The organism is Xanthomonas sp. WCS2018Noco2-27 (assembly GCF_031843525.1).
GTDB lineage: Bacteria > Pseudomonadota > Gammaproteobacteria > Xanthomonadales > Xanthomonadaceae > Xanthomonas.
The window spans coordinates 68,054-82,204 of the sequence record NZ_JAVTIK010000005.1; the positions used below are offsets into that span (position 1 = coordinate 68,054).

The window sequence follows — 14,151 nt, forward strand, 5'->3', positions numbered from 1 at the left end:
GAGAGTGCGACGAAGAGGATTGAATGAATCAGTGAACGGTGACGCGCGGCGCGTCACCAAAATTATCTGCACCGGACACCACGACGCGGTCGCCGACCTGCAGCCCGGACAACACCTGCACTTCGCCCAGGCTGCTGACACCCGTGCGCACAGGGCGGCGCACTGCGGTATTGCCATCCATCACATAGGCGTAGCTGCCGCCGGATTGTTCGACAAACGGGCCGCGTTCGACCTTGAGCACATTGCGACGCGTGTCCATCACCACGCGCGCGCTCATGCGCTGACTCTGGCGCAGGCCTGGCGGCTGCTTGTCGGTAAAGCGGATGCGCGCGGTGACTTCGCCGTTGACCACTTCCGGCGACACCGCCGAAATGGCGCCGGGGAAGGGTTCGCCGCTGCCGCTGGTGAGCTGGGCCGGCATGCCGATCGCCAGATCGCGCGCGAAGCTTTCCGGCACCTTGATCTCCACTTCAAATTTGGACAGATCCACCACACCCAGGATCGGTGCGTTCGCTGCGACCTGGGTGTGTTGCACCGCCTGCACCTGGCCGACCTGGCCATCGAATGGCGACAGCAGCGTAAGTGCATCGACCTGGCGCTGCACCTCGGCCACCACTGCACGTTGGCGGTCGGCCAGCAAACGTTTGTTGCGCGAATCCAGATCCGCACCCTGGCTCTTCAACGACGCATCCCGCTCGGCGTGCTGCAGGTCGATGTCGGTTTTCTTCAAGGTGTCCTGCGCCTTGGCCAGCTCCACCTGCGGCACCGCGCCGCCGTCGTAGCCGCGCTGATAGCGCTCCAGGTCGCGCGCGGCGGCCTGCTTGTCGATCTTGGCCTGGTCGGTGAGCTTGCTGGCGTTGGCACGGGCGAGCGTGGCGTCCAGCCCTGCGCGGCTGGATTCGGCTTCCAGTCCGGCCAGGGTGGCTTGTTCCTGCGCCAGCTTGCTGCGCAGTTCCGGGCTGTCGATGCGCGCCAGCTCCTGGCCCTGCTTGACCACATCGCCGGCCACCACGCTCAGCGTCACTGTGCCGGCCGAGATGGCGTACAGCACCGGGCTGTTGGCGGCGATCACCCGGCCATCGGCGGCGATGTCGCGTACCAGATCGCCCTGGCTCACCGTGGCGATCCGCACCCTGCTGGCATCGAACGAGCTGCTGCCGGCGCTCCACGCGCTGATCGCCCAACCGATACCGGCCAGCACCGCCACGGTGGCGACGCTGGGCCACAGCCAACGGCGCCATGGCGCGTGGTGGGCGGGGGTACGGAGAACCTGGTCCTGGGCAGAAGTGTCGCGAATCATGGTCGGCGTGCTCGGTGGCGTCACGCTGACAATGCAGGGCGCGTGCCAACCGCCAAGTGGCTGAAATAAAAGACATTCATCCCGGACGGGCGCGTGTCCGCAGTGTCCGCGGACACCGACGCGGACACGCTGTCCGGGCACGGTCATGCAGTGGACAACAGCGGACACGCTAAAATGCCGGCCTTCTTCCTAAAGAGCTGTCCCTATGTGCGGCATTGTCGGAGCGATCGCCGGGCGCGATGTGGTCCCGGTCCTGATCGAAGGACTCAAGCGCCTGGAATACCGGGGCTACGATTCTTCCGGCATTGCGGTGCTCGATGGCGCGCAGGTGCGGCGGGTGCGGCGGACCGGGCGGGTGGTCGAGATGGCGCAGGCGGCGCAGGCCGAACAGTTCGGCGCAACGCTGGGCATCGGCCATACGCGCTGGGCCACCCACGGCGGCGTCACCGAAGCCAATGCGCACCCGCACATCAGTGCCGGGGTGGCGCTGGTGCATAACGGCATCATCGAAAACCACGAAGAACAGCGCGAAAAGCTGCGTGCGCTCGGCTACAGCTTCGAGTCGCAGACCGACACCGAAGTCATCGCGCATCTGATCCATCACCATCTGGCCGACGCGGGCGATTTGCTCAGCGCGCTACAGCGCACGGTCAAGGAACTCACCGGCGCCTACGCGCTGGCGGTGATGAGCCAGGCCGAGCCGGAGCGTTTCGTCTGCGCGCGCATGGGCTGCCCGTTGTTGATCGGCGTGGGCGAGGGCGAAAACTTCGTCGCCTCCGATGTCTCGGCCATCGTGCAGGCCACCCGTCAGGTGATCTTCCTGGAAGAAGGCGATACCGCCGAGCTACGTCGCGAGGGCGTGCGCATCTTCGATGCCAACGACGCGCCGGTCGAGCGCCCGCTGCATCTGTCCGATGTGTCGCTGGCATCGCTGGAACTGGGGCCGTTCCGCCATTTCATGCAGAAGGAAATCCACGAGCAGCCGCGTGCGCTGGCCGACACCATCGAAGCGGCGATCGATGCGAAGGGCTTCCCGGCGTCGTTGTTCGGTGCCAACGCAGAAGCGGTGTTGCGCGAGATCGAAGGCGTGCAGATCCTGGCCTGCGGCACCAGCTATTACGCCGGCATGACCGCGCGCTACTGGATCGAAGCCATCGCCGGGCTGCCGTGCAGCGTGGAGATCGCCAGCGAATACCGTTACCGCGCTGCGTACGCCAATCCCAAGCATCTGATCGTCACCATTTCGCAGTCGGGCGAAACGCTGGATACGATGGAAGCGCTGAAATACGCAAAATCGCTGGGCCATCTGCATACCCTGTCGATCTGCAACGTGCCCGAGAGCGCGATCCCGCGCGCCAGCGAACTGGTCTGCTACACACGCGCCGGTGCCGAAATCGGGGTGGCCTCGACCAAGGCCTTCACCACCCAGCTGGCGGTGCTGTTCCAGCTCACCATGGTGCTGGGCAAGCTGCAGGGCCGCATCAGCGAGGCTGAAGAAGCCGATTATCTGGAGCAGCTGCGCTTCCTGCCCGGCAGCGTGCAACACGCCTTGAATCTGGAACCGCAGATCATGGCCTGGGCCGAGCGCTTCTCACCGAAGGAAAATGCGCTGTTTCTCGGCCGCGGCCTGCATTACCCGATCGCGCTGGAAGGCGCGCTCAAGCTTAAAGAAATCTCGTATATCCACGCCGAAGCGTATCCGGCCGGCGAGTTGAAGCACGGCCCGCTGGCGCTGGTGGATGCAGCCATGCCGGTGGTGGTGATCGCACCGAATGACCGGCTGCTGGAAAAGGTCAAATCCAATATGCAGGAAGTGCGCGCACGCGGCGGCGAGCTGTTCGTGTTCGCCGACCAGGACAGCCACTTCAGCGAGTCCGAAGGCGTGCACGTGATCCGCACCCCGCGCCACGCCGGCGTGCTGTCGCCGGTGATCCACACCATCCCGGTGCAGCTGCTGGCGTATCACACCGCACTGGCACGCGGCACCGACGTGGACAAGCCGCGTAACCTGGCCAAGTCGGTGACGGTGGAGTAACGCCAGCGCTGCTTGCGTGCAGCGCCGGCGTCCATCCGGGAGTGCGCGCTAGCGGTTGAGTGCTGCGCAGGTGCTGGCGTCAGTGCTTGTGCAAAGCATGTTGCCGTTGCCAGGCCGGGGCTCATTGATCAAGCGCTGCGGTTCGCCTCCGCCCGCAGTGCGATTGGCGCGGATCAGCGAGTCTTTGACGTTTTCATTCTGAATTCGAAACGCCGGGACGATGTTGTTCTCCAGCAGCGAATTGCTCACCCGATCCCACAGCCCAACGCTGCCGCTCGCACCGGTGGCAAACCGGTTGTTGCGGATGATGGCGGTACTGAGAACGGAGCCGGTGTACGTGCGGTTCTGCAGATCTTCGCCTTGGCTGATCATCCGATTGCCGCCATGTACGGTAAACGTTGCGGTCGAGTCTTGCGACGACAATGGATTCGTCGTCGCCTCGGCGGTGACCTCATTGTTGAGCATTTGCGAATGCCAACCGGGTAGCAGCGCTTGGGCATCGGTGTAAAAACCGTTCGGCTGCACCAGGCTCCCGCCGAAGCGATTAAAACGGTTGTACGCATGGATCACATCAGCGGATGGATAAAAGTTGGTGACAGGGCCGGACCCGTTGTAATCGTTGTTGACGAACAGCATCCTGCCATTGGTCGTCACGATGCTCAGATCCGATTGCTGATCAGGGGGGATCTGCCAGGCGCTGTCTAGGGTGACGGTGTTGCCGAGAGTCAGCGGGTTGCCTGTCAGGTAGCGCTGCTGTCCGGTGCCTTTTCCAGCGACGATCATCGCTGAGTTGCCGTCGGCATTGCAGCGGTACGCCAGATCGATGGCTTGCCTTGCCAATGTCAGTTGCTTCCCCGAGACCGCAGCAACCTTCCCGAGGTAGTTGCCCGTGCCTTCGTCCATCGTGAGCTGCCACGGTGGGGGCTCGGCGTCGACTGGGTATTGATTGGCGTTGTTGGCGTAATACACATCCCGGCTTGGCGCGCTGAATTGCAGTTCCGACGGTGTACCGTAATAGGGCGCCCCTGCGGAAATGTTCCTGTTGTGGGTGATGAGCGCGTTCTGCGCGTCGTGGTTAAACGCCAGCGCCGTCTCGTGCCAACGCAAGGTATTGCCCTGCACTGTCACGCCATAAACATTGCTGTCCATGAAAATTGGTTTGCTACTGGTGATGTCGTTGCCGGTGATCTGCAAGTTGGACGTATCCATGGCCTTGATGCCGGTCGTGTGCGGATCGGTTCTTGTCCGATCTGACGACTTGCCGAGTGTGATGATTGAGTCGCGTACGAACGGAATCGAATGCAGGTCCTCGACGGACATGTGTTCGAACAGGATTGCACTGCCTTCGCGCAGATTCGGCGCGTTGATGGAGAGATCGCGTATGCCATACACGCCAGCGGCATAATTGATCGGGCGGCCACATTTAGGTTGTTTGGCCTGGTTGTAGGCAGTGGAGCCACCCTTGAAGATCACCGCCGGCGCATCCTTTCTGCCGACCACCTGCGGAAAGTTCAGCACGGTTGCCTGTTTGCCCGCACCTGCGATGACTGTGTGGTTGGGGATATTGTCGAAGCCTCGGCCGGACAAGGTGTAGCTGCCCGCAGGAATGGACACCACGCCACCCTTTGCATTGGCCGCGCAGGCGAATGCGGCCGCAAAGCTGGCGTCGTCCGAAGCGCCGTTGCCGATGGGCGGCGCGACATTGCATCGGGTTTGCGGCCAATTGGTTGCATACCCGATGTTGATACTGGTGATGGTAGTGCGCGGCGCCGTGCGATCCGGTCCGCTGCCGAAGTTTTGATAACGACTCCACGCGCTTGGGCCACCAGAGCCATTGTGTAGATACAGCTCATAATCGCCTTGCGGCACGTCGGCGGGAATGGCAAAACTCTGCACATACATGCCTTCCTTCGGATTGGAGAGATCTGCGCTCAGGATTCGCTGCACGCTTCCGTTTCTGACCAATGCGATCCGTACCGGTTGGCTCGATGCCGACATTCTGCCCAGTGCCGTGCCGAAGACGTTGAGTCTGCCGCCTGGAGACGCACCACCGCCGACGTTGCCTTGCACGAACCAGATATCCGGCGCATTTACCAGCGTTGTCGCACCGGTCCCGATGCCGGTGACGATCCGATACGCGTAGACGCCGCGCGCACGATCAGGCAGCTGAAACTTGAGTGATTGCTCGGTGGCCTGGCTCGGCACCACGTTGATCCAACCACTGTTGGTGCTGTCGGCGACATCCAATGGGCTGCCTACTGCGCCATCGTCGAGCCGGGTAAGGCGCACTGTGGCGGTTGGGTTGAGATTGCCGCCGCTCACGACAACCGTCTCGTTGCGATCGACCGGCTGCGATGCCCAGAACGTCATTGCGGTACCTGGCGGCACCTCGTCAGGCCGTGGATAAGCAAACGATGCAGGAGAAGCCGCGCCTCCCGTGCGCGCTTGGTTAGCGCCCAGATCAGGCCGTTGGGATGCGCTGCCATCAGTGCTGGCAACGCAAAGCGTCACTGCGATAAAGGCCGTAAGTTTGGAGGTTTTTACACCCATGTCGGATCACTCCTGATGCGGAAGCGAAGGGCTTCCGGAACGTGCGACCACCACGCGATGCGTTGCGCAAGGATCGTGCAAGACGGTTCAACGGTTATTGCTGGATGACGACAGCGGTGCATCGCACACGCGCATGCGCCTGCTACAACCGCAGAACCATGATGCTCAGTGGCGTGGGGCTCGCTGGGCAGGCGCCATCCTAGAGATGCGCAGCTGTTTGAATGCGAACAGATGTCACACAGTCGTGCTCGCTTGGTTCCAATGTCTCGCTGCGGGAGCCAAGTCACTCTTTGAGACATGTGAAGGTGATGTGGGGTGGTCGCCCGCTTCTGCATCGCGCTGCGGAATCGTTCGCTTCCCTCCGCCCTCGCGACGGAATCATTCTGCGATGCGATGCGATGCGATGCGATCGGCAAGGCAGCGATTGCGAGTGGAGCGTGCATCGCCGTGGTTGTGCCGTGGTCGCGAGGCGCAGACATCTCTGCTGTTGCGAGTAGCGCGGGTCGATTCGCGCAACGACCAGACTTGCCTGACGGCCGGCAGCAGCTTGGCCAGCGGTTTCTGGCGCTCGAGCACAGCCTCTGCCAACGCTTTGGCCCAGGTTATGCATAAGCTTCTTGCGAGGGTCCACACCACGCAGGAGGACGTATGCACGAGTCTTTCAAACAGGGAGCGCCGGCCGAATTGTGGCAGGCGTTGGTGCGCGAGGCGGGGCAGCGGATCGCACGTCCGCTGGACGAGTCGCGTGAGCATTATCTGGTCTTCGTATTGCTGCGCTTTCAGCGCGATGCGCATCTGTTGTCGCGCACGCAGGCATTGGCGTGGTTGCACGCGCAGGAGCAGGTCGGCAGTGTGCGTGCCGATTTGTTGCGGGATGTGGGCGACGGCTGTCTGCTGATTGCCGGGCTGTTTCCCGGCCTGGCACAACGTCGCCGGGTCAGCGTGGACTACTTCATCGATCTCGGACGTGGCGCCTATTCCGACGTTGCCGACACCCGCTGCAGCGATGCAAGCCTGTTCGCGCAACTGGCCGATAGTTATCGCGAGTTGGTTCGCGTCCTTGCTGCGTTACGCACGCCACCCAATTGGCAACCTGGGGCGGGCGGGATCTTGCATGCCTGAGCAGTGAGCCTGGGCAGGGGTGGTCCCGACACACGCGTCGGGCCCGCCCCGACTGCGATTGACCGCGTCTGCGCGCACACTACCCCGGCAGGCAGATCCGCCGGGTGAGTGCCATTACCTAACGATCAGTGCCCTGCAGTGTTGATCGTCGTAGCGTCGATGCGCTGCGGCGCATCGTGCGCGCAGCATGGGGGACATGCTGCGCGTCGCAATCATCCAGAGGGACGTGGATTCATGAAGACGTGTATCGCGGCGGTGCTGTTGGCACTGCCTGGGCTTGCTATTGCACAAGACCTGCCGCCGGGCTATGCCGGTGAGGGCGGAATGACGCTGCAGGAAATCGACCCTGCCATCTATGCGTATCACTACGACCACGGCTTCGTGGGCGAAGATGCGATGGGCTGGGATCCTGCACTGCAGTTCGCCTGGTCGCGCATCGCCGCTGCCGAGGTTTGCGCACAGCAACCGCCATCGGATGCAGTGATCGCCAAGCTGGTGGAGCAGTACGGCAAGGATGCCGTGGTGCACCAGACTAACGGCATCGGTTTCCATGCAGCGCAGATGCGTGCAGCTGCCACGTTCTGTACGCCTGCGCGCGTGACGGAAGCCGCTGCGGTGGTACCTGCGTTGGCGGGCGGTGATTTTTCCACGGCAATCGCCTACGCGGCGGCGGCTGAAGCGGGGACGATTGCGGTTGCGTCGGCAGAAGGGCAGCCATCGACGCAAACACCAGCCGATGTAGAGGATGTCACTGCACCGTCGTCTGACTGGGCCTTGCAGCTTCCGTTATATTCCAGCATGCGGGTAGGCTCGAACGGCCTGCCCAACGGCGATGAAATGTTGCGCGTGGTGCGGCGCGGGCATACCGGAGCGTTAGTGGGGTTGCAGATCGCGACCAGCTTGTTTGCACGCGGCGTTACTGTATCTGCCTTCAGCAAGGGTCAGCTGAAAGGCGAGAAGATGGAAGGTGTGGGCAATCCCGGTTATCAACTGCAGCGCGATGCGGTCAACGCGCATTTGAAGACCTACTTCACCGGGCATCCGGCAGCGCTGCCGGTGGATCCGTTCCCATTGCAGGTGCTGATGTCCGACTGGCTGCTGGTTTATCAGAGCCTGGCCGACACCAAATCGCCCTACGAATTACGCTACGCAGTGACGATCGGTGGGGAACGCACGGGCCTTCTCAAGCGCAAGGCGAGCCCAGTCAGTCTGGACTGTACGCCCACACCGCGCACCGCCTCGTTGGAAGAGTGGGAAGCCAACGATTACGCATTGGTCAAAGAGGCCGCACAAGCCTATAGCGACGAATGCGCAGCGAAATTCGCCGAGCAGTTGCCGCAGTGGTTTCCCGACAGAGCGACTGTGACTGCCTCCAACTGATCAGCACCAGACTTGAAGGCAACTGACCGACACGGCTGCCTGCACAACGGAATGCGTGAAGGTTGAAAAAATGCCCGGGTACCCCCGGGCATTTTTGTGGATTACGCCAGCGGTGTATTGGAAATGATCTCCACCCAATAGCCGTCCGGGTCCTTTATGAAAGCCAGGTGCTTCATGCGGCCGTCTTGCAGGCGTTTTTGGTATGCCACGCCGAGGCTGTCGAAGCGTGCGCAGGCGGCGTGGATGTCCGGTACCGAGACGCAAATGTGGCCGAAGCCGCGTGGGTCGCTATTGCCGTCGTGATAGACCGGGCCGTCCTGGGTTTCGGTGCCGTGGTTGTGGGTGAGTTCCAGCACGCCAGGGATGCCGGCCATCCACAGACGGCGCGCTGCGTCGTCGTCGGGAATCGCTGTGCCTTCCGGCAGCAGTGCGAGAAAGTACAGGCTGAACTCTGCTTCGGCGAAGTGACGCGCATCCAGCAGGCGGAAGCCGAGTACGCGCGTGTAGAAGTCCAATGAGCGCTGCGCATCCTTGATGCGCAGCATGGTGTGGTTGAACACGAAACCGCTGGTTTCAGCGGGCGCGGTGCTGGCGCCGGGAACATGTTGCAGATCGGTCAGAGGCATGTTGGGTTCCTTGTTGAAATCGGGGCACAGATCAGTGCTGCAGTGGGGGCCGATGTTAGCGAGGCAATGGTTGTCGGCGTGTCTGCATTGCGCGCGTCGGTGATCTGGCCGCAACGCGCTGTAGTCGATCATCGCTGTATGTCTAAGTTTGCCTGCGTACAGGCCGTGCGCATGGGCCGGAGCGGCCAGGTCCATGCGCACGGCTGTGACCATCTCAAAACCAGATGCGCACGCCGGCGATGAAGTGGCTGTCGCGTGCCGGTTCGTCATCCATCGTGGCGCGCTGGGCCCGGTCGCCGAAGCTGCGCTGATGCACCCAGCCGATGTAGGGCGCAAACCGGCGCGTGATTTCGTAGCGCAGTCGCACGCCCGCTTCGAGCTGCTCCAGGCCGCTGTCGATGCCGCGCTGCGTATCCTCGCTCAATGCGATGTTTGCTTCCACACGCGGCTGCAGGATCAGGCGGTTGGTGAGTAGCACGTCGTATTCGCCTTCCAGGCGCAGGGCCGCGCGACCGCCGCTGCCCACAAAGAGAGTAGCCTCGGTTTCGAACTTGTACGGCGCCAGGCCTTGCACGCCGAATGCTGCCCAACTGCGATGGTCGGTGCCGATATCCTGACGCACGCCCACCAGCACATCCCACCAGGGCGAGATGGCATGGCCGTAGAACGCTTCGACCGACGCATCTTGCGTGCGCCCCTGTTGTCGCTCGCCTTCGCTGCGTAGCCAGAGCCGGTTGATGTCTCCACCGATCCACGCGCGCGCCTCCCATTGCTGGCCGCTTCCGCGATCGCTGTCGAAGGTCTCCAGTCGATCGAGCAGCACGTACCGGTTGATTCCCATGCCATGCATCGCGTGGCTGTGCAGGGGTGCGAAGGCCGCTGCGATGTCTTCGGCGGTCGGCTCTGGAATCGGCTCGCGTGGTAGTGCGGTGCTGTGGGTGGAGACATGCGTTTGCATCGGCACGTTTGTAGGTGCGTCGTGATGCATCTGCGCATGGTCCATAGGTGTGTGATCCATCGGCATCTGCTGCGTTGGGGATTCATCCATGGAAGCGTGATTCATCGCCGTGTGATCCATGGAGCCATGTTCCATGCCCGCGTGCGACATGTGGCTGTGATCAGTAGGCGGATTTGATGCGGATTCCTGCGTCTCAGCGTGCTGCAATGCCGGTACATCGGTGTGTGCTGCATGTTGTGCGGCGTTGTGGTTAGCAGTCTTTGCAGGCGATGACGCCTGACCGACGTGCTGCATATGCGCGTAAGCCATCTCCATGGCAGGCAGCGTGTCCTGCGCAGTTGCCGACTCCGCATCCGACGCTGTCACTGTGTGCGAATCGGTATCGTCAGCTTCGGCGGTTATCTGCATCGCGTGCATATGCGGGTCGTGCATTGCGTCGTTGCTCGGCGCATCCACATGTTCCCGTGCGGCCAACGATGCACTGAACAACCACGTGCTCACGAACAGTGGGCGTATACGTAACGCGCTCATGCGTCCACCCGCACTTCGCGCATCATGCCCGCTTCCATGTGGTACAGCAGATGGCAGTGGTAGGCCCAGCGGCCGAGCGCATCCGCACGCACGCGGTAGGTGCGGCGCGTACCGGGCGGCATGTCGATGGTGTGCTTGCGCACCTGGAAATTGCCGTCGGCATCTTCCAGGTCGCTCCACATGCCGTGCAGGTGAATCGGGTGCTGCATCATGGTGTCGTTGACCAGCACGATGCGCAGCCGCTCGCCGTAACGCAGCCGCAGCGGGTCGGCGGAGGCGAAGGCGATGCCATCGAAGGACCATGCGAATTTTTCCATGTGGCCGGTCAGATGCAGCTCGATCTCGCGACCAGGCTCGCGGCCATCCTGGTCGTCGAACAGGCTGTGCAGATCGCCGTAACACAGCACGCGGCGGCCGTTATCGCGCAGGCCGACGCCAGGGTCGTCCAGTCGCGGTGCAGTGGCATTGCTGCGCATATCGATCAACGGATTGCCAGTTTCGCTGGCGGGGTGGTGCGGTGTCCTGTCCGATGCGCTGTCCGGGGTGTGCGCATGCTGGGCCGGCATCGGCATCGGCATCGCATGTCCGGCATGCATGTCGCCCTGCATGGCATCGTCAGCGTGCATGGAGTGATCGGCATGCCCCATGTCCTGCATGGTCAGGATCGCGCGTGGGTCCAGTGCGGGAATGGGCGCCCGTAGGCCATGCCGCACTGCCAGCGTACCGCAGGCAAATCCAGTGCGGCCCATGTCCTGCGCAAACAACGTAAACGCGTCCTGGCCGGTCGGCTCGATGAGCACATCGAAGGTTTCGGCCGCGGCAATCCGCAGCTCGTCCACGCTGACCGGATGCACGTATTGGCCGTCGGCGGCGACCACGGTCATGCGCAGGCCAGGGATGCGGATGTCGAAGTAGGTCATCGACGAGCCATTGATGAAACGCAGCAACACCTTTTCGCCGGGGGTGAACAAGCCAGTCCAGTTGCCGGCCGGCGCCACGCCGTTGAGCAGATAGGTGTAGGTGTTGGCGTTGACGTCCGACAGGTCGGTGGGTGTCATGCGCATGCGCCCCCACATGCCGCGGTCGGCCAGTGTCGCGCGCAAGCCATCTTCGCGCGCATCGCGCACAAAATCGCCCACCGTGCGTTGCGCGTAATTGTCGTGGCTGGGCATCTGTTTCAAACGACGGAACAGCGCCGCCGGGTCGAGATCGGTCCAGTCCGATAACAGCACCACATGTTCGCGATCGTGGCGGTACGGCGGCGGTGTCAGCGGGTCGATGACGATGGCGCCATACAGACCAGCCTGCTCCTGGAACATCGAGTGGCTGTGGTACCAGTAGGTGCCGGATTGGCGCAGCGCGAAGCGGTAGTGATATTCCTGGCCCGGCGCGATGCCATCGAAGCTCATGCCCGGCACGCCGTCCATGTTGGCGGGCAGCAGCAGGCCATGCCAATGCACCGAGGTGGGCTGGTCGGTCAGCGCATTGCGCACACGCACGCTCACCGTGTCGCCCTCGCGCCAGCGCAGCGTTGGCGCAGGCAGGCTCTGATTGACGGTGATGGCAGGGCGCGTGCGCCCGGTGAAATTGACCGGCAGCCGGCCAATCTGCAGCGACTGGCTGCTGCCGCGCAGGACCGGCGTGGAGACCGCGCCGGCCGCACGCGCATCGGTGCGCCACAGCCCGGCGCCTGCGGCAAGCCCGCCCAGGGCCAGGCCCTGCACAAAACGGCGCCGGCTGATGGCGGGCGTGGATGTTGGATCGAACACAGGGGAATCGGAAGACATGTCACCTCCGGCGCGTCTGCAACAGCAGGCAGACGCAGCGCATCGCTGGGAAATCCCGCGCGCGAGGACGCGGGGCAAAGCATGCGTGGAATGGCCGATGGACGCGGTGCGCGATCGTCGGATCAGACGGACGACGCACGGATCGTCGAAGCGTTCGCGCAGCCCCTGCCGATGCTGAGCAGCGGCGACGCAGCGCTGATGAAGCGCGTCGTGTCGTATCGGCCGTTAGCCGATGGGAGGTCGAACCGGTTGTTCGTGTGCCGGGCTGGCACGGCCTTCGTCCAGGGCGGCAGCCACCGCGGAATGGCCGAGCAGCCCTGCCGGAACCGCAGGCAGGGTCAGCAAGGCCAGACTGCCATGTTGCAGGCAGTCGCAGCTGCCCAGCTTGCAGCAGTCGCTTGCGTGCGCGTGTTGGGTTTTGTCGGGCAACGGCGCCGTATCGGGCGCTAGCATGGCGTCATGGCAAGGCATTGCTGCTGTCATGCGCGCCTGCATCGCGTGTGCTGCTACCTGCGGCCTGGCCATGTCCGGCATCGCCATGCCTACCGACGCCCACGCGCCGGTGGCCGTATTGGCGACCAGGCACAGGCATAACAGCAGGCGGAACAGGCAACGCAGCACGGGCGGTCGGGGCTGGCAAAGGACGCTGCGAGCATACCACCGGCCCGCAACTGTCCGCCCGATGACTGCCCGCCCCGGGTGCGCGCCTGGCGGCGGTAGAATCGGCGTCTCTTTCGCATCACGTCCGTGCCCATGTCGCAGCGCCAGTGGGTGGCCGCCGCCATCCAGAAGATCGAGGCCGATTTCAATCGTTCGGCCGACACCCATCTGATTCCGATGGGCCTGCCGGGCTATCCGGGCATCGACCTGTATTTCAAGGACGAGTCCAGCCACCCTACCGGCAGCCTCAAGCACCGCTTGGCGCGCTCGCTGTTTTTGTATGCGCTGACCAATGGCTGGCTGCGTGCAGGGCGCCCGGTGATCGAGGCCTCCAGCGGGTCGACTGCGATTTCCGAAGCCTATTTCGCGCGCTTGCTGGGGGTGCCCTTCATCGCAGTGATGCCGGCCTCGACCTCGCCGGAGAAGATCGCCGCGATCGAATTCCAGGGTGGCCGCTGCCATCTGGTGGAGCGCGCCTGCGATCTGGACAGCGCCTCGCACCAGCTCGCGCGCGAGACCGGTGGGCACTTCATGGACCAGTTCACCTACGCCGAGCGCGCTACCGACTGGCGCGCCAACAACAACATCGCCGAATCGATCTTCAAGCAGCTGGCCGAAGAACCGCACCCCATCCCCGACTGGATCGTCTGCAGCCCCGGCACCGGCGGCACCAGCGCCACCTTGGGGCGCTATGTGCGCTATCGCCGCCATCACACCCGCATCCTGTGCGTGGACCCGGAAGTGTCGGTGTTCTTCGACGGCTATTGCCGCGCGGTGGACGGGCAGTGCCCCAAGGAGTTGGCGATCACCGGCGGCTCGCGCATCGAAGGCATCGGCCGGCCGCGGGTGGAATCGAGCTTCATCGCCAGTTGCGTGGATGAAATGATCAAGGTGCCCGATGCCTTGAGCCTGGCCGCGATGCGCCACGTCAGCGCCACCCTGGGCCGTCGCGTGGGCGGTTCAACCGGCACCAACTTCATCGGCGTGCTGCACGCCGCGCAGCGGATGCGCGAGGAAGGCCGCCAGGGCTCCATCGTCAGCATCCTGTGCGATGCCGGCGAGCGCTATGCGCACAGTTACTACAACCCGGCCTGGTATGTGGAACGCGCGATCGATGTCACCGACAGCGATGCGGCCATTGCCGGCGCGGTCAACGGCGGCGCATTGCCGCAGCTGCCTTGTGCTGCGCTGGAATGATCGCC

Annotated in this window: 10 protein-coding genes; 4 read left to right on the forward strand and 6 right to left on the reverse strand. The window is 63.4% G+C overall.

Annotation, left to right across the window (positions count from 1 at the left end; all coding sequences use genetic code 11):
• Positions 1–28 precede the first annotated feature (28 nt).
• Positions 29–1,300: an efflux RND transporter periplasmic adaptor subunit gene (locus RQH86_RS10755; RefSeq protein ID WP_115513939.1), complete on the reverse strand. Its 1,272-nt coding sequence runs from the start codon at positions 1,298–1,300 to the stop codon at positions 29–31.
• A gap of 205 nt (positions 1,301–1,505) precedes the next feature.
• Here RQH86_RS10755 and glmS point away from each other — a divergent pair, with 205 nt between their 5' ends.
• Entirely contained in the window at positions 1,506–3,335 is a 1,830-nt protein-coding gene (gene glmS, locus RQH86_RS10760) for a glutamine--fructose-6-phosphate transaminase (isomerizing) (protein ID WP_055848030.1), read from the forward strand.
• Positions 3,336–3,383: 48 nt separating this feature from the next.
• Here the strand turns inward: glmS and RQH86_RS10765 are convergent, their stop codons facing one another.
• Complete coding sequence (locus tag RQH86_RS10765) at positions 3,384–5,885, reverse strand: hypothetical protein (protein WP_311238803.1); 2,502 nt, start codon at positions 5,883–5,885, stop codon at positions 3,384–3,386.
• 648 nt (positions 5,886–6,533) lie between these two features.
• On the opposite strand from RQH86_RS10765, the gene RQH86_RS10770 reads away from it, so the two are divergent.
• Positions 6,534–7,007: a hypothetical protein gene (locus tag RQH86_RS10770; protein ID WP_311238802.1), complete on the forward strand. Its 474-nt coding sequence runs from the start codon at positions 6,534–6,536 to the stop codon at positions 7,005–7,007.
• Between the two features lie 234 nt (positions 7,008–7,241).
• Entirely contained in the window at positions 7,242–8,387 is a 1,146-nt protein-coding gene (locus tag RQH86_RS10775; RefSeq protein ID WP_311238801.1) for a hypothetical protein, read from the forward strand.
• A 101-nt stretch (positions 8,388–8,488) separates the two neighbouring features.
• On the opposite strand, the gene gloA is transcribed toward RQH86_RS10775, so the two are convergent.
• The 4 genes from gloA to RQH86_RS10795 form a co-directional block, all read right to left on the reverse strand.
• A complete protein-coding gene (gloA, locus tag RQH86_RS10780; RefSeq protein ID WP_115562932.1) occupies positions 8,489–9,013 on the reverse strand; it encodes a lactoylglutathione lyase in 525 nt (174 codons plus the stop codon).
• A gap of 214 nt (positions 9,014–9,227) precedes the next feature.
• Positions 9,228–10,265: a copper resistance protein B gene (locus RQH86_RS10785; RefSeq protein ID WP_311238835.1), complete on the reverse strand. Its 1,038-nt coding sequence runs from the start codon at positions 10,263–10,265 to the stop codon at positions 9,228–9,230.
• Positions 10,266–10,498: 233 nt separating this feature from the next.
• Positions 10,499–12,289 carry a copper resistance system multicopper oxidase gene (locus RQH86_RS10790; RefSeq protein WP_311238800.1) on the reverse strand — a complete coding sequence of 597 codons (1,791 nt, stop codon included), beginning with the start codon at positions 12,287–12,289 and terminating at the stop codon, positions 10,499–10,501.
• Between the two features lie 225 nt (positions 12,290–12,514).
• Positions 12,515–12,910 carry a CopL family metal-binding regulatory protein gene (locus RQH86_RS10795; protein WP_311238799.1) on the reverse strand — a complete coding sequence of 132 codons (396 nt, stop codon included), beginning with the start codon at positions 12,908–12,910 and terminating at the stop codon, positions 12,515–12,517.
• Positions 12,911–13,042: 132 nt separating this feature from the next.
• On the opposite strand from RQH86_RS10795, the gene RQH86_RS10800 reads away from it, so the two are divergent.
• Positions 13,043–14,146: a PLP-dependent cysteine synthase family protein gene (locus RQH86_RS10800; protein ID WP_055848051.1), complete on the forward strand. Its 1,104-nt coding sequence runs from the start codon at positions 13,043–13,045 to the stop codon at positions 14,144–14,146.
• Positions 14,147–14,151: the final 5 nt, after the last annotated feature.